We start from the raw sequence: 14,535 nt of genomic DNA, 5'->3' as shown, positions 1-14,535 counted from the left end.
TCTCACTGTTCCGGCCGTCGTCCAGAAAGGCCGCCCATGTTCGTCCTCGTCGCCGCTCTGCTTCTCTTCGGGCTCGTGCTCGGGACGGTCGCGCACCTCCCGCTCGCGCTGACCCTGGCGTCCGCCGCGGTGATCGGCTGCTGGCTGATCGGCTTCGCGGTCCGCGAGCGCCGCTCGCACTGACGCGCCCGCCGCACCTCCCGTCGACCCGGCGCCATCCGGCTCACCGGCGTCCGGCCCACTCACACCCGACTTGCCCGCATCCGACTTGCCCGCATCCGACCGAAGGAGCACGCACCATGGCCCTCTCCTCGCTCGTCGCCCCGGTTCTGCGCCCGGGCCACCGGATCGACCCCGACGCCCGGCCCTCGGAGGCCGCCACCGCCGACGCCCGGCCCGCAACCGACGGGAAGGCGGCCGCCGGGGAACGCGTCCGGGACGCCGACAGTCTCGCCGTCGCCTCGTTCGTCCTCGGACTGCTGGGCCTGCTGGCGTTCAACCTGCTGCTCGGCCCGGCTGCCGTCGTCATGGCGCTGATCGCCCTCGCCCGGTCCACCGAACGCCGCGGGAGGGCCTTCCTGGGGCTCGCCCTGGGCGTCGCCGACCTCGCCGTTCTCGCGGTGTTGGTCACCGCTCACGGGACGGTCGCCTGGGGCTCGTAGAATCGGACGCACCATGGCTTACCTCGACCACGCCGCGACCACGCCGATGCTTCCGGAGGCGATCGCGGCGATGACCGCGCAGCTCGCCGCGACCGGCAACGCGTCCTCCCTGCACGCAGCCGGGCGCCGGGCCCGCCGAACCGTCGAGGAGTCCAGAGAGACCCTCGCCGACGCCCTCGGCGCCCGCCCCAGCGAGGTGGTCTTCACCTCGGGCGGCACCGAGGCCGACAACCTCGCCGTCAAGGGCCTGTACTGGGCCCGCCGCGACGCCGACCCCCGGCGCACCCGGGTCCTGGCCGGGCCGGTCGAGCATCACGCGGTGCTGGACGCGGTCGACTGGCTCGCCGAGCACGAGGGTGCGACCGTCGAGTACCTCCCCGTCGACCGGTACGGCCGGGTGCACCCCGAGGCACTCCGCGAGGCGGTCCTCCGCGACCCCGACGACGTCGCGATGATCACCGTGATGTGGGCCAACAACGAGATCGGCACCATCATGCCGGTCCGCGAACTCGCCTCCGTGGCCGCAGAGTTCGGGATTCCGATGCATGCCGACGCGGTGCAGGCCTTCGGGCAGCTGGAGGTCGGCTTCGCCGACTCCGGGCTCGCCGCCATGACGGTCAGCGCGCACAAGATCGGCGGCCCGTTCGGCATCGGCGCCCTGCTGCTGGGTCGCACCCACACCCCCGTACCCGTCCTGCACGGCGGGGGACAGGAGCGGCACGTGCGGTCCGGCACCCTCGACGTGCCCGCCGTCGCCGCCTTCGCCGTCGCCGGGGAGCACGCCGCCCGCCACCGCGAGGAGTTCGCCCGCCGGGTCGGTGGGCTCCGCGACGACCTGGTCGCGGCCGTGCTGAAGGCCGTACCGGACGCCGTGCTCGGCGGCGACCCCGCCCCGGGCGGCCGGCTCCCGGCCAACGCCCACTTCAGCTTCCCCGGCTGCGAGGGCGACTCCCTCCTGCTGCTGCTGGACGCCCAGGGCATCGAGTGCTCCACCGGCTCCGCCTGCACCGCCGGGATCGCCCAGCCCAGTCACGTCCTGCTGGCCACCGGTACCGACCCGGACCTGGCGCGCGGCACCCTGCGCTTCTCGCTCGGCCACACCTCGACCGCCGAGGACGTCGCCGCCGTGGCCCGCGCGATCGGCCCCGCCGTCGAACGCGCCCGCACCGCCGGACTCAGCTGAACGACCGGGGGACGCGTCCTCGGCTCAGGCGGCGCGTGCCGAGGAGGCTCGCCGGACCAGCTCCAGGTACCGGTCCCAGTCCCAGTACGGGCCCGGGTCGGTGTGGTCCGTCCCCGGCACCTCCACGTGCCCGATGACGTGCTCCCGGTCGACGGGGATGCCGTACCGCCCGCAGACCGACGCCGTCAGCCGCGCGGAGGAGGCGTACATCGCGGCGGTGAAGTCCTTCGGGCGGTCCACGAACCCCTCGTGCTCGATGCCCACGCTCCGCTCGTTGTACGCGCGGTTGCCGGCGTGGAACGCCACGTCCAGCTCCCGGATCATCTGCGTCACCGACCCGTCCTGGCCCACCACATAGTGCGCGGCGGCCCGGTGCGCCGGGTCCTGGAAGACCCGCACCGCACTCGCCAGACTGCCCTGCGTGACATGGACGACCACCCGGTCTATCGCGAAGTCGTCGGGGCGGTCCGCGCGACGCCAGTTCGCCTCGGAGGCGGCCGTCCAGCGGGCCCCCGCGTAGTCCAGCTCACCAGGGGTGCGCGGCTTCTCCACGCCCGGCAGCCGCCACCACGCGTGCTTCAGCTCGTCCCGCGCCACGGCCGCGGCCGTGACCGCCGCCGCCATGGCCGAACCGCCGATCAGCAGGGTGCGACGGCTCACCCCGTCCCCCGCCCCGTCCCGGCCCGAGCCGCCGCCTCCCGTGGTTCCCATGACAGCTGCAACGCATATCCGCGGGCGATCGGTTCCAGGAGACCCGTACTCTGGACGGGCTATGACTCAGACTTCCCAGCGCCCCCTCCGCGTGCTCGCCGCCATGTCCGGCGGAGTCGACTCCGCCGTCGCCGCCGCGCGCGCCGCCGAGGCGGGGCACGACGTGACCGGTGTGCACCTCGCCCTCTCCGCGAACCCGCAGTCGTTCCGTACCGGAGCGCGCGGCTGTTGCACCATCGAGGACTCCCGGGACGCCCGCCGCGCCGCGGACGTCATCGGCATCCCGTTCTACGTCTGGGACCTCGCGGAACGCTTCCGCGAGGACGTCGTGGAGGACTTCGTCGCGGAGTACGAGGCCGGGCGCACGCCCAATCCCTGCCTCCGCTGCAACGAGAAGATCAAGTTCGCGGCGCTGCTCGACAAGGCGCTCGCCCTCGGCTTCGACGCGGTGTGCACCGGCCACTACGCCACCGTCGTACTGAACGAGGACGGCAGCCGCGAGCTGCACCGCGCCTCCGACATGGCCAAGGACCAGAGCTACGTCCTCGGGGTGCTGGACGAGAAGCAGCTCGCGCACGCGATGTTCCCGCTCGGTGACACCCTCACCACCAAGGAAGAAATCCGCGCCGAGGCCGAGGCGCGCGGACTGGCCGTCGCCAAGAAGCCCGACAGCCACGACATCTGCTTCATCGCGGACGGCGACACCCAGGGCTTCCTGGCGAGCCGGCTCGGCGGCAAGGCCGAGGGCGACATCGTGGACGAGTCGGGCGCCAGGCTCGGCACCCACGACGGGGCGTTCGGCTTCACCATCGGCCAGCGCAAGGGCCTGCGCATCGGCCACCCGGCCCCCGACGGGAAGCCGCGCTACGTCCTGGACATCTCCCCGGTGAACAACACCGTCACGGTCGGCCCGGTGGAGGCCCTCGACGTCACGGCCCTCACCGCCATCAAGCCGCGCTGGTGCGGCACCGCCCCGGCGGGACCCGGCACCTACACCGCGCAGCTGCGCGCCCACGGCGGCGAGACCGAGGTCACCGCCGAGCTGGTCGACGGCACCCTGCACGTCTCCTTCGCCGAGCCGGTGCGCGGGATCGCCCCCGGCCAGGCGGTCGTGCTCTACGACGGCACCCGGGTCGTCGGCTCGGCCACCATCGCGACCACCGTCCGGCGCCGGACGGCCCCCACCGCCTCCTGAACGCGAGGTCCCGTGGCCGGCGTGACCCGCCCGGCCACGGGACCTCGCCTCTCACACCTGGGGAACCAGCCCCCGGCGGGCGAAGAAGGCCGCCAGGACCGGGGCGATCACCTGCGGGGCGAGCTCCCTGGTCTGGCCGCTCAGCGTCCGGTGCCGGGCCCCCGGGATCGCCCCGGCCAGCGCCAGCGCCGTCGCCCGCACCGGGCCCGCGCTGAACCCTCCGCTGACGACCAGAGTGCGGGCGGTCACCGCCCCGAGCCGCTCCAGCGGGGGAGCCCCGTCACCGAGCAGGGCGTCGTCGTACTCCAGCGTGTGCGCCAGCTCCTCCAGCCCCGCCCACAGCGGTGCCCGCCGCATTCGCGCCACCGTCTCCGGCCCGACGCCCGTCCGCGCCAGGAACAGCTCCACCGCCCCACCCCGGTCGCCGGACGCCAGCCGCTCCCGCAGCTCCGCCGTGCACCGCGCCTTGTAGCGCAGGCCCTCCTCGCCCGGGGTGTAGGGCGGCTCGAAGACCGCCAGCACCTCCATGGGCACGCCCGCCGCCTGCGCCTCCAGCGCCAGCGCTCCGCCCGACGACATGCCGAACACCGCGACCGGCCCGTCCGCGACCCCGACGACCGCGGCGAGGTCCTCGATCTCCCGGGCCACCGCGTACGGACCGGGGCCGGCCCCGCTGCCTGCGCGGCCCCGGCGGTCGTACGTCACGACGGTGAAGCGGCGCGCGAGCAGCGCGGCCAGCGGGCCCTCGGTCGCGGCGGTGCTCAGCGCGCCCCCGACGAGCACCACCGGTGCGCCTTCGCCCTGTCTGCGGTAGGCGATCGGTGTGCCGTCCAGCGAGAGAATCCTGTCCATGGGAAGGCAGACCCCGGGTACCCGGGGAACTCATCGCTGCCGCGCCTCTTTTTTCTCCACCGGTCGAAGGAGGCTCAAAAGGCCTTCCCGCACGTGGCGTTGGCGGTCAGTCGGCGACGATTTCGGTCTCGTAGAAGCAGAAGTGATCCTTGATCGCCGCCACTTCGGGCTTCGGATCGAGGTAGCCCCAGACGAGGTCGTCCGCCCCGGGCGCCGACCAGTAGGAGGCATCTCCCTTGAACGGACAGTGAGTCCGGGTGTCGGAGGCCGTCAGCAGCTCGGTACGGACGTCCTCGGGCGGCAGGTAGTAGCGGACCGGGCAGCCGGTCTCGCGCAGCACGAGCGGGCGTCGGCTTTCGGCCAGCACCTGGCCGTCGCGGACGACGCGTACGTGGTCGGTGCCGGGCTCGACGGTGATGCGGTGTCCCTTGGCGGAAGTCATGTCAGATGCAGCGGACGGCGCCCCCGATTTCTTCCCGCACCGCGGCGCATGCCACCGGGCGGGACGCCACCGGGCCGCGCCGCGCCCCCACCGCGCCGCACCTCACCGCGCCCCACCGCACCCCGCCCGCGCCGCCCCGTTTCCGTTCGGCCTCCGGGGCGAGGACGGCGTGACCGGCGCCCGGTCGTACGGTGGCCGTATGAACATCTGTGTCTTTCTCTCCGCCGCCGACCTCGACGACCGCTACACCCGCCCCGCCCGGGAATTCGCCGAGCTGCTCGGACGCGGCGGACACACCCTCGTCTGGGGCGGCTCGGAGAGCGGGCTGATGAAGGTGGTCGCCGACGGCGTGCAGGAGACCGGCGGCCGGCTGGTCGGCGTCTCCGTGGACTTCCTCGCGGACAAGGCCCGGACGAACGCGGACGAGATGGTCATCGCCCGCGACCTCGCCGAGCGCAAGGCGCTGCTGCTGGAGAAGGCCGACGCAGTCGTGATCATGGTCGGTGGCACGGGGACGCTCGACGAGGCCACCGAGATCCTGGAGCTCAAGAAGCACGGCAAGCACACCAAGCCGGTGGTCCTGCTCAACGCGGACGGCTTCTACGACGGCTTGCGGCAGCAGTTCCTGCGGATGGAGGAGGAGGGCTTCCTGCCCGTCCCCCTCACCGATCTCGTCTTCTTCGCCGAGGACGGCGTCGGCGCGCTGGCCTACCTGGAGGAGTCCGCAGGTCAGCTCTGATCCGTGACCCACCCCCTCCCGTGCGCCCGCCGAGCGGTCGTGCGGGACCGGGTGGGACCATGGAGCCCATGCCTACCCACCTCATCACCGGCGCCGGTTCCGGCATCGGAGCAGCCGTCGCCCGCCGCCTGCGCGACCGCGGCGACGACCTCGTCCTGCTGGCCCGCGACGCAGGCCGCGCCAAGGAGCTGGCCGCCCTCCACCCCGGGGCCCGTACGCTCGTCGGCGACCTCGGCAACCCCGACCGGCTCTCCTGGGCGTTCGGCCAGCAGCCGATGCCGGAGAGCCTCGACTCGCTGCTGCACATCGCCGGCGTGGTCGAGCTGGGGAACATCGGCGACCTCACCCCGAAGGCCTGGCACTTCCAGCTCAACGCCAATCTCGTCGCCCCCGCCGAGCTGACCCGGCTGATGCTGCCGCAACTGCGCGTCGCCCGCGGCCACGTCGTCTTCGTCAACTCCGGCGCCGGACTCTCCGCGTCCGCCCAGTGGGGCGCCTACGCCGCCAGCAAGCACGGCCTCAAGGCGCTCGCCGACTCGCTCCGCCACGAGGAGCACGGCAACGGCGTCCGCGTCACCTCCGTGTACCCCGGCCGCACCGCCAGCCCGATGCAGGCCAAGGTCCACCAGCAGGAGGGCAAGGCGTACGACGCCGGGCAGTGGATCGACCCCGAGTCGGTGGCCACCACGATCCTCATGGCGCTCGACCTCCCGCGCGACGCCGAGGTCAACGACCTGACGGTCCGCCCCGGGCGCTGACCGGGCCCCCGTGCCCCGGGCCCCGTGCCCCGGGGGCACCGTGCCCTGGGGGACGGCCCCGCCGCCCGGGGACCGTACGCTTCCCGGGTGAGCGAGAAGAGCAGGTTCAGCGAGTGCGCGGCGACCGGGGTCGGGTCCATGCCCGGAGGCGACGCGCAGGAGACGGCGAAGACCGTCACCGGGTCCTTCGCGGACGGCCAGGGCATCCCCCACCTGGCGGAACTCCCCGGCCGGGGGCCCGGCGCGGACATGATCGGGCGGACCGTCGGACTCCTCGTGGAGATGTACGGGCACGTCGAGCCCAGCGGCTGGCGGCTCAGCGACCGCCCCGGCCGCGACACCCGCCGCGCCCGCTCCTGGCTCGGCGAGGACCTCGACGCCCTGGAGGAGTTCACCCAGGGGTACGAAGGGGTGCTCAAGGTCCAGGCGGTGGGGCCGTGGACCCTCGCCGCGGCCCTGGAGCGGCGCAACGGCGAGGCCGTCCTCGGCGACCCCGGCGCCTGCCGCGACCTCGCCGGATCGCTCGCCGAGGGACTGAGGGCCCACCTCGCCGAGGTGCGCCGCCGTATCCCCGGCGCCGACGTCGTGCTCCAGCTCGACGAACCGTCCCTGACCGCCGTGCTCGGCGGCCGGGTCAGGACCGCGAGCGGCTACCGCACCTACCGCTCCGTGGACCGCCAGATCGTCGAGAGCGCCCTGCGCGACCTGCTCGCCGTCCCCGGGGACGGCGCGGGCCTCGTGCACTCCTGCGCCCCCGAGGTCCCCTTCGCCCTGCTGCGACGGGCCGGGGCCGCCGCGGTCTCCTTCGACTTCTCGCTGCTCACCGAGCGTGAGGAAGAGGCGATCGGCGAAGCGGTCGAGGGCGGCACCCAGCTCCTCCTCGGCATCGTGCCGGGCACCGACGCCGCCTCGGCCGGATTGTCCGACCCTGGCGGTAGCGTCATGGGGGTCAGGAAGCTGTGGAGCAGGCTGGGGCTGAATCCGGGGACTCTCGCCGAGTCCGTCGTGCTCACCCCGGCGTGCGGCCTCGCGGGCGCCTCGCCCGCGTACGCCCGCGCCGCGCTCGCCCACTGCGCCCGGGCGGCGCGCTCCCTCGCGGACAACCCCGAGTGACGGGACGCGCGGCGCGGACCCCTGACCCGGGGCACCGCGCCGCGCACCCCGCACCATGCGAGAGACCACGCGAGAGACAACCCCAACGGGAGGACGGGACGATGGCCGGCACCGGCGACGAGCGGATCCAGCAGGACACCGAGGTGCCCACCGAGGCACGGGAGCGGCACGCCCTGGTCGCCGAGCAGATCGAGGACCACCGCTTCCGGTACTACGTACGGGACCAGCCGGTCGTCAGCGACGCCGAGTTCGACCGGCTGATGCGCGAACTGGAGTCGCTGGAGGAGGCCCACCCCTCGCTGCGCACCCCGGACTCGCCGACGCAGAAGGTCGCGGGCCCGTACATCACCGAGTTCACCTCGGTCGAGCACCGCGAGCGGATGCTCTCCCTGGACAACGCCTTCGACGACCTGGAGCTGGCCGCCTGGTTCGAGCGGGTCGCCAAGGACGTCGGCTCCACCGGCCACTCCTTCCTCTGCGAACTGAAGGTGGACGGCCTCGCCGTCAACCTCACGTACGAGCACGGCCGGCTGACCCGCGCCGCCACCCGGGGCGACGGCGTCACCGGCGAGGACGTCACCCCCAACGTCCGCACCATCGCGGAGATCCCGCACCGGCTGAAGGGCGACCGCGTCCCCGCGCTGGTCGAGATCCGCGGCGAGGTCTTCTTCCCCATGGAGGACTTCGAGGAGCTCAACGCCCGCCTGGTGGCGGCCGAGGACAAGCCCTTCGCCAACCCGCGCAACGCGGCGGCGGGTTCGCTCCGCCAGAAGGACCCCAAGGTCACCGCCACCCGCCCGCTGCACATGGTCGTCCACGGCATCGGCGCCCGCGAGGGCTTCGACATCGACCGCCTCTCCCACGCCTACGAGCTGCTGCGCGAGTGGGGCCTGCCCACCGCCAAGCACAACAAGGTCGTGGACACCCTCGACGGCGTACGCGAGTTCATCCGGTACTTCGGCGAGAACCGGCACTCCGTCGAGCACGAGATCGACGGCGTCGTCGTCAAGCTCGACGAGATCCCGCTCCAGGGCCGGCTCGGCTCCACCGCCCGCGCCCCCCGCTGGGCCATCGCCTGGAAGTACGCCCCGGAGGAGGTCAACACCAAGCTGGTCAACATCCGCGTCGGCGTCGGCCGCACCGGCCGCGTCACCCCGTACGCCCAGGTCGAGCCCGTGAAGGTGGCCGGCTCCGAGGTCGAGTTCGCCACCCTGCACAACCAGGAGGTCGTCAAGGCCAAGGGCGTCCTCATCGGCGACACCGTCGTCCTGCGCAAGGCCGGGGACGTCATCCCGGAGATCCTCGGCCCGGTCGTGGACCTGCGCGACGGCACCGAGCGGGAGTTCGTCATGCCCGCCGAGTGCCCCGAGTGCGGCAGCCCGCTGAAGCCGGCCAAGGAGGGCGACATCGACCTCCGCTGTCCCAACGCCCGCTCCTGCCCCGCCCAGTTGCGCGAGCGCGTCTCCTACCTCGCCGGCCGCAAATGCCTCGACATCGACCACTTCGGGTACGTCGCCGCAGCCGCCCTGACCCAGCCGCTGGAACCCGCCGAGCCGCCGCTGCTCGACGAGGGCGACCTCTTCGGGCTGACCATCGAGCGGCTGCTGCCGATCCGCGCCTACGTCCTCGACCAGGACAGCGGCCTGCCCAAGCGCGACCCGAAGACCGGCGAGGAGAAGATCGCCACCGTCTTCGCCAACCAGAAGGGCGAGCCGAAGAAGAACGCGCTCGCCATGCTGGAGGGCATCGAAGCCGCCAAGCAGGCCCCGCTGGCCCGGGTGCTCACCGGACTCTCCATCCGGCACGTCGGCCCGGTCGCCGCACAGGAACTGGCCCGCCAGTTCCGCTCCATCGACGCCATCGACGCCGCGACCGAGAAGGAACTGGCGGACGCCGACGGCGTCGGCGACATCATCGCCGCCTCCGTCAAGCAGTGGTTCGCCGTCGACTGGCACCGCGAGATCCTCCGCAAGTGGCGGGAGGCCGGGGTCCGCATGGAGGACGAGAGCGCCGGCGAGGACGAGGGCCCCCGCCCGCTGGAAGGGCTCACCGTCGTCGTCACCGGCACCCTCGCCGGCCACACCCGGGACGGCGCCAAGGACGCACTCCAGAGCAGAGGCGCCAAGGTCACCGGCTCGGTGTCGAAGAAGACCTCCTTCGTGGTCGTCGGCGACAACCCCGGCTCCAAGTACGACAAGGCGATGCAGCTCAAGGTGGCCGTGCTCGACGAGGCCGGATTCGCGGTCCTGCTCGACGAGGGCCCCGAGGCGGCACGCGCGGCGGCGCTGCCCACCGAGGAGTAGCCGGCAGCGGTAGGCACGAGGAGCGACCGGCGACCCTGCGCACGAGGGGACCGGCCATCGAGACGCATTCGAGACGCCCCCGGGGAATGGCCCGGTCCCCGAACGGGGATGAAACCTGCCTGGCGGATCGGCGTACGGCGTCGGACGTGGGCCTCGCACGGCGGAGGACGTACCCATACGGGGGCGTACGGAACGTATCGGTACGTCCCCGCCGCACGGCGAGGCGCCGCGACCGTCGTCGCCCATCCGCCGGGAAGCACGGGACCACCCCAAGAGGTGCGGAGCGCTGACCCGGAAGCTCTCGGCGTCCTACTGTTGGCTCCTGCGCCCTCCGTGCTCGGCTGCGTGGTGGGGGCGGGCCGTGGTGGCATGGGAGTGGGAGCCACCGCGTGACATCGCCACCGCAGGCTGTGAGAGGGACGGAATGAAGCCGACCGAGAGCGCCGCACCGGTGTCACGGACGCAGGGTTTCACGGGTCTCACGCCGAAAGCGGGCGTCCTGCTCGTGGCGCTCGCAGGCCTTCAGCTCGTCACCGGCCTCGGCCGCGGCCTCCACCACGGCCACGCACTCTTCCCGGACGGCACCGTCGGCTGGTCCCTCGCCGTCCTGACCGGCGTCATCGTCGGCCACTTGGTCGCCCTCGGCCGGGACCGGTGGTGGGGCGGCACCGGTTCCGGCGCCGCACTGACCCTCTCCGTCCTGCTGCTCTACGGCTGGGTGCCCGCCGGACTCGTCAGCGTCGTCGTCGTCGTCCTCGTCGGTGTCGCCCGCAGACACCGCTGGTCGCAAGGGCTCCTCCACGGCGCCGTGGACATACTCGGCATCGGCGCCGCCGCCCTCGTACTCGCCGCCTTCGGCGTCGAACCCAGCGTCGAGACCCCCTGGCGGCCACTCGACTGGGGCATCGACACCCTGCCGGCCGTGGTGCTCGCCGCCGCCACCCACCTCCTCGTCACCCGGGCCCTCCTCTGGTACGCCCGCGCCCCCCAGGGCGGCGGACTGCCGACCATCGCCCGCACCACGCTGCTGCGCCAGGGACTCGTCGCCGTCGCCCTGCTCGGCATCGCCCCGCTGATCTGCGTCGTCGCGACGACCATGCCCGTCCTGCTGCCGCTCTTCGCGGTGCCGCTCGTCGCGCTGGACTCCACGCTCTGGATCGCCCGCGCCCGCGCCGAGGAGCAGCTGCGCGACCCGCTGACCGGACTGCCCAACCGGCAGTGGCTCCTCCAGCGGACCTGGTCCGCACTGGAAGAGGCAGAACCCCTCGGCAACCGCTGCGCCCTGGTCCTCATCGACCTGGATCGCTTCCGCGCCGTCAACGACACCCTCGGCCACCTGGCCGGCGACCGGCTGCTGCTCCAGATCGCGGACCGGCTGCGGCTCGCCCTGCCGCGCGGCGCCGAGGCGGCCCGGCTCGGCGGGGACGAGTTCGCGGTGCTGCTTCCGTACACCGAGTCCACCACCAGCGCCCAGCGCGTCGCCCGGCACCTGGTCGCCGAACTCTCCTCACCGCTCGACCTCGACGGTCTCACCCTGGTGCTGGAGGCCAGCGCCGGAGTCGCCGTCCACCCCGAACACGCGCAGGACGCCGAGGGGCTGTTGCGCCGCGCCGACGTCGCCATGTACCAGGCGAAGCGCGACCGTACGGGCGTGGAGGTGTACGAGTCGAAGCGGGACAGCAACACCCCGGACCGGCTCGGCCTCCTCGGCGACCTCCGCCGCGCCCTGGACGCGGGGGACGTGGAACTGCACTACCAGCCCAAGGTCCGCTTCGACGGTCAGGTGGCCGGGCTGGAGGCCCTGGTGCGGTGGGTGCACCCCGAGCGCGGCCGGGTCCCCCCGGACGAGTTCATCGCCATCGCCGAATCGTCCGGGCTGATGCCCCATCTCACCGACTACGTCCTGGAGACGGCCCTGGCCCAGGTCGCCCGCTGGCGGGCCGAGGGCCTCTTCGTACCCGTCGCGGTCAACGTCTCGCCCCGGGACGTGCACACCCCCGGTTTCGCCGGCGGCGTGGCCGCCCGGCTGGCCCGCCACGGGGTCCCCGCCGGCTCCCTCCAGCTGGAGATCACGGAACACGTGCTGCTGGAGGACCCGCAGCGCGCCGCGGACACCCTCGCCGGACTCACCGGGCACGGCGTGAAGATGTCGCTCGACGACTTCGGCACCGGCTACTCCTCCCTCGTCCACCTGCGCCGGCTGCCGGTGAGCGAACTCAAGATCGACCGGTCGTTCGTGGCCCGGCTCGCCGTCGACCACGAGGACGCGGAGATCGTCCGCTGCACCATCGACCTCGCCCACTCGCTCGGGCTGCTGGTCGTCGCGGAGGGTGTGGAGGACGACGAGACCTGGGAGCGGCTGCGGGACCTGCGCTGCGACGCCGTACAGGGCTGGCTGGTGGCGGCGGCGATGCCGCCGGCCGAGGCGACGGCCTGGCTGCGGGCGCGCGGCGAACACGGCTGGCGGCGCCCGGCCGAACTGAAGGCCGCGGCGGCGGCAGCGGCGGCGGCACCCGAACCCGGGCAGCTCCCCTCCGGCCGCACCGTGAACTCCGGACCGGCCCCCGCCTGACGACGGCGCCGGGCGGGGCCCGCGGGCGAAGGGGACGGGCACGCACCGGTACCCGGCCGCTCCCGGGAGGCCGCGATCCACCCGGTGGCGGGGGCGCCCACGGGCGACCCCATAAGATTGGGCCAAACCGACTTGGCCAATCCTGTTGGCCGAAGCGACACACCGTAGCCACACACCCCAACCCCTGAGGATCGCTGCATGCCTGGCATCACGCGCGAGGAGGTCGCCCACCTCGCCCGGCTGGCGCGTCTGGAGCTGAAGGGCGAAGAGCTCGATCACTTCGCCGGTCAGCTCGACGACATCATCGGCGCGGTCGCCCGCGTCTCCGAGGTCGCCGACCAAGACGTACCGCCGACCTCCCACCCGCTGCCGCTGACCAACGTCATGCGGGCCGACGTGGTCCGCCCGTCGCTCACCGCCGAGCAGGCGCTCTCCGGCGCACCCGCCCAGGAGCAGCAGCGTTTCAAGGTGCCGCAGATCCTGGGGGAGGACTAACAGCCATGACGGACCACAGCACCATCATCAAGCTCACCGCGGCCGAGATCGCGGCGGCCGTCGCCTCCGGCGAACTCACCGCCGTCGAGGTCACCGAGGCCCACCTGGCCCGGATCGAGGCCGTCGACGAGAAGGTCCACGCCTACCTGCACGTCGACCGCGAGGGCGCGCTCGCGCAGGCCCGCGCCGTCGACGCGAAGAGGGCCGCCGGCGAGAAGCTCGGCCCGCTGGCAGGCGTCCCGCTCGCGCTGAAGGACATCTTCACCACGAAGGACATGCCGACCACCGTCGGTTCCAAGATCCTCGAAGGCTGGGTCCCGCCGTACGACGCGACCCTCACGCGCAAGCTGCGCGAGGCCGACGTCGTCATCCTCGGCAAGACCAACATGGACGAGTTCGCCATGGGGTCCTCCACCGAGAACAGCGCCTACGGCCCGACCGGCAACCCGTGGGACCTCACCCGCATCCCCGGTGGCTCCGGCGGCGGTTCCTCCGCCGCGCTCGCCTCGTACCAGGCACCGCTGGCCATCGGCACGGACACCGGCGGCTCGATCCGCCAGCCCGCCGCCGTCACCGGCACCGTCGGCGTCAAGCCCACCTACGGCTCGGTCTCCCGCTACGGCATGGTCGCCTTCTCGTCCTCCCTCGACCAGGGCGGCCCCTGCGCCCGTACGGTCCTGGACGCGGCCCTGCTCCACGAGGCCATCGCCGGGCACGACCCGATGGACTCCACCTCCATCGACGCCCCGGTCCCGCCGGTCGTCGAGGCCGCCCGCAACGGCTCCGTCGCGGGCCTGCGCGTCGGCGTCGTCAAGCAGTTCTCGGGCGAGGGCTACCAGGCCGGTGTCGTCCAGCGCTTCAACGAGTCGGTCGAGCTGCTCCGTTCGCTCGGCGCCACCGTCGTCGAGCTGGACTGCCCCTCCTTCGACCTGGCGCTCTCCGCGTACTACCTGATCGCGCCGTCCGAGTGCTCCTCGAACCTAGCCCGCTTCGACGCCATGCGCTACGGCCTGCGGGTCGGCGACGACGGCACGAAGTCCGCCGAGGAGGTCACCGCCCTCACCCGTGAGGCCGGCTTCGGCGACGAGGTCAAGCGCCGCATCATCCTCGGTACGTACGCCCTCAGCTCCGGCTACTACGACGCGTACTACGGCTCGGCGCAGAAGGTCCGCACCCTCATCACCCGCGAGTTCGAGAAGGCGTTCGAGGAGGTCGACGTCATCGTGTCGCCGACCACCCCGACCACCGCCTTCCCGATCGGCGAGCGCGCCGACGACCCGATGGCGATGTACCTCGCGGACCTCTGCACCATCCCGACGAACCTCGCCGGCAACTCCGCCATGTCGCTCCCCTGCGGCCTGGCCCCCGAGGACGGCCTGCCGGTCGGTCTCCAGATCATCGCCCCCGCGATGAAGGACGACCGGCTCTACAAGGTCGGAGCCGCCGTCGAGGCCGCCTTCGTGGAACAGTGGGGTCACCCACTGCTCGAGGAGGCTCCGTCGCTGTGAGT

The 14,535-nt window shown here is 73.1% G+C and carries 14 protein-coding genes; 11 read left to right on the top strand and 3 right to left on the bottom strand.

The genetic code is table 11. The annotated features are described in order from the left end of the window. Positions 1–36: 36 nt before the first annotated feature. The 3 genes from ACFZAX_RS17870 (at position 37) to ACFZAX_RS17860 (ending at position 1,845) form a co-directional block, all read left to right on the top strand. Positions 37–183: a hypothetical protein gene (locus ACFZAX_RS17870; RefSeq protein ID WP_390962520.1), complete on the top strand. Its 147-nt coding sequence runs from the start codon at positions 37–39 to the stop codon at positions 181–183. A 116-nt stretch (positions 184–299) separates the two neighbouring features. Then, a complete protein-coding gene (locus ACFZAX_RS17865; RefSeq protein ID WP_390962519.1) occupies positions 300–662 on the top strand; it encodes a DUF4190 domain-containing protein in 363 nt (120 codons plus the stop codon). Positions 663–675: 13 nt separating this feature from the next. Continuing rightward, the gene (locus tag ACFZAX_RS17860) at positions 676–1,845 is read left to right on the top strand and encodes an aminotransferase class V-fold PLP-dependent enzyme (protein ID WP_390962518.1); all 1,170 of its coding nucleotides are present in this window, start codon (positions 676–678) and stop codon (positions 1,843–1,845) included. Between the two features lie 24 nt (positions 1,846–1,869). Here ACFZAX_RS17860 and ACFZAX_RS17855 read toward each other — a convergent pair whose 3' ends face one another. Next, on the bottom strand, positions 1,870–2,556 hold the full coding sequence (locus ACFZAX_RS17855; protein ID WP_390962517.1) for an N-acetylmuramoyl-L-alanine amidase: 687 nt from the start codon (positions 2,554–2,556) through the stop codon (positions 1,870–1,872). A 61-nt stretch (positions 2,557–2,617) separates the two neighbouring features. On the opposite strand from ACFZAX_RS17855, the gene mnmA reads away from it, so the two are divergent. After that, positions 2,618–3,751 carry a tRNA 2-thiouridine(34) synthase MnmA gene (gene mnmA / locus ACFZAX_RS17850; protein ID WP_390962515.1) on the top strand — a complete coding sequence of 378 codons (1,134 nt, stop codon included), beginning with the start codon at positions 2,618–2,620 and terminating at the stop codon, positions 3,749–3,751. Positions 3,752–3,802: 51 nt separating this feature from the next. Here the strand turns inward: mnmA and ACFZAX_RS17845 are convergent, their stop codons facing one another. Both ACFZAX_RS17845 and ACFZAX_RS17840 read right to left on the bottom strand, forming a co-directional pair. Continuing rightward, a complete protein-coding gene (locus tag ACFZAX_RS17845) occupies positions 3,803–4,603 on the bottom strand; it encodes an alpha/beta fold hydrolase (protein WP_390962514.1) in 801 nt (266 codons plus the stop codon). A gap of 106 nt (positions 4,604–4,709) precedes the next feature. Then, positions 4,710–5,045 carry a DUF427 domain-containing protein gene (locus tag ACFZAX_RS17840; RefSeq protein ID WP_390962512.1) on the bottom strand — a complete coding sequence of 112 codons (336 nt, stop codon included), beginning with the start codon at positions 5,043–5,045 and terminating at the stop codon, positions 4,710–4,712. Positions 5,046–5,244: 199 nt separating this feature from the next. Here ACFZAX_RS17840 and ACFZAX_RS17835 point away from each other — a divergent pair, with 199 nt between their 5' ends. From ACFZAX_RS17835 to gatA, 7 genes are all read left to right on the top strand, one after another. Next, positions 5,245–5,784 carry a TIGR00730 family Rossman fold protein gene (locus tag ACFZAX_RS17835; protein ID WP_266709401.1) on the top strand — a complete coding sequence of 180 codons (540 nt, stop codon included), beginning with the start codon at positions 5,245–5,247 and terminating at the stop codon, positions 5,782–5,784. Positions 5,785–5,852: 68 nt separating this feature from the next. Beyond that, positions 5,853–6,542, top strand: a complete 690-nt coding sequence (locus ACFZAX_RS17830) for an SDR family oxidoreductase (protein ID WP_390962510.1) — start codon at positions 5,853–5,855, stop codon at positions 6,540–6,542. An 87-nt stretch (positions 6,543–6,629) separates the two neighbouring features. Next, a complete protein-coding gene (locus ACFZAX_RS17825) occupies positions 6,630–7,655 on the top strand; it encodes a methionine synthase (protein WP_390962508.1) in 1,026 nt (341 codons plus the stop codon). A 101-nt stretch (positions 7,656–7,756) separates the two neighbouring features. After that, a complete protein-coding gene (ligA, locus tag ACFZAX_RS17820) occupies positions 7,757–9,958 on the top strand; it encodes an NAD-dependent DNA ligase LigA (protein ID WP_390962507.1) in 2,202 nt (733 codons plus the stop codon). A gap of 424 nt (positions 9,959–10,382) precedes the next feature. Next, on the top strand, positions 10,383–12,530 hold the full coding sequence (locus ACFZAX_RS17815; protein WP_390962505.1) for an EAL domain-containing protein: 2,148 nt from the start codon (positions 10,383–10,385) through the stop codon (positions 12,528–12,530). Positions 12,531–12,728: 198 nt separating this feature from the next. After that, positions 12,729–13,025: an Asp-tRNA(Asn)/Glu-tRNA(Gln) amidotransferase subunit GatC gene (gene gatC / locus ACFZAX_RS17810; protein WP_266709411.1), complete on the top strand. Its 297-nt coding sequence runs from the start codon at positions 12,729–12,731 to the stop codon at positions 13,023–13,025. A gap of 5 nt (positions 13,026–13,030) precedes the next feature. Then, positions 13,031–14,533: an Asp-tRNA(Asn)/Glu-tRNA(Gln) amidotransferase subunit GatA gene (gene gatA, locus ACFZAX_RS17805; RefSeq protein ID WP_390962504.1), complete on the top strand. Its 1,503-nt coding sequence runs from the start codon at positions 13,031–13,033 to the stop codon at positions 14,531–14,533. Positions 14,534–14,535 lie beyond the last annotated feature (2 nt).

Source organism: Streptomyces sp. NPDC008125, from assembly GCF_042957125.1.
Classification (GTDB): Bacteria; Actinomycetota; Actinomycetes; order Streptomycetales; family Streptomycetaceae; genus Streptomyces.
This window is presented reverse-complemented; position numbering and strand designations above follow the sequence as displayed.

Coding starts and splice junctions, on each gene's coding strand:
- ACFZAX_RS17870 (WP_390962520.1), top strand. CDS start 37: ATGTTCGTCCTCGTCGCCGCTCTGCTTCTCTTCGGGCTCGTGCTCGGG.
- ACFZAX_RS17865 (WP_390962519.1), top strand. CDS start 300: ATGGCCCTCTCCTCGCTCGTCGCCCCGGTTCTGCGCCCGGGCCACCGG.
- ACFZAX_RS17860 (WP_390962518.1), top strand. CDS start 676: ATGGCTTACCTCGACCACGCCGCGACCACGCCGATGCTTCCGGAGGCG.
- ACFZAX_RS17855 (WP_390962517.1), bottom strand. CDS start 2,556: ATGGGAACCACGGGAGGCGGCGGCTCGGGCCGGGACGGGGCGGGGGAC.
- mnmA (WP_390962515.1), top strand. CDS start 2,618: ATGACTCAGACTTCCCAGCGCCCCCTCCGCGTGCTCGCCGCCATGTCC.
- ACFZAX_RS17845 (WP_390962514.1), bottom strand. CDS start 4,603: ATGGACAGGATTCTCTCGCTGGACGGCACACCGATCGCCTACCGCAGA.
- ACFZAX_RS17840 (WP_390962512.1), bottom strand. CDS start 5,045: ATGACTTCCGCCAAGGGACACCGCATCACCGTCGAGCCCGGCACCGAC.
- ACFZAX_RS17835 (WP_266709401.1), top strand. CDS start 5,245: ATGAACATCTGTGTCTTTCTCTCCGCCGCCGACCTCGACGACCGCTAC.
- ACFZAX_RS17830 (WP_390962510.1), top strand. CDS start 5,853: ATGCCTACCCACCTCATCACCGGCGCCGGTTCCGGCATCGGAGCAGCC.
- ligA (WP_390962507.1), top strand. CDS start 7,757: ATGGCCGGCACCGGCGACGAGCGGATCCAGCAGGACACCGAGGTGCCC.
- ACFZAX_RS17815 (WP_390962505.1), top strand. CDS start 10,383: ATGAAGCCGACCGAGAGCGCCGCACCGGTGTCACGGACGCAGGGTTTC.
- gatC (WP_266709411.1), top strand. CDS start 12,729: ATGCCTGGCATCACGCGCGAGGAGGTCGCCCACCTCGCCCGGCTGGCG.
- gatA (WP_390962504.1), top strand. CDS start 13,031: ATGACGGACCACAGCACCATCATCAAGCTCACCGCGGCCGAGATCGCG.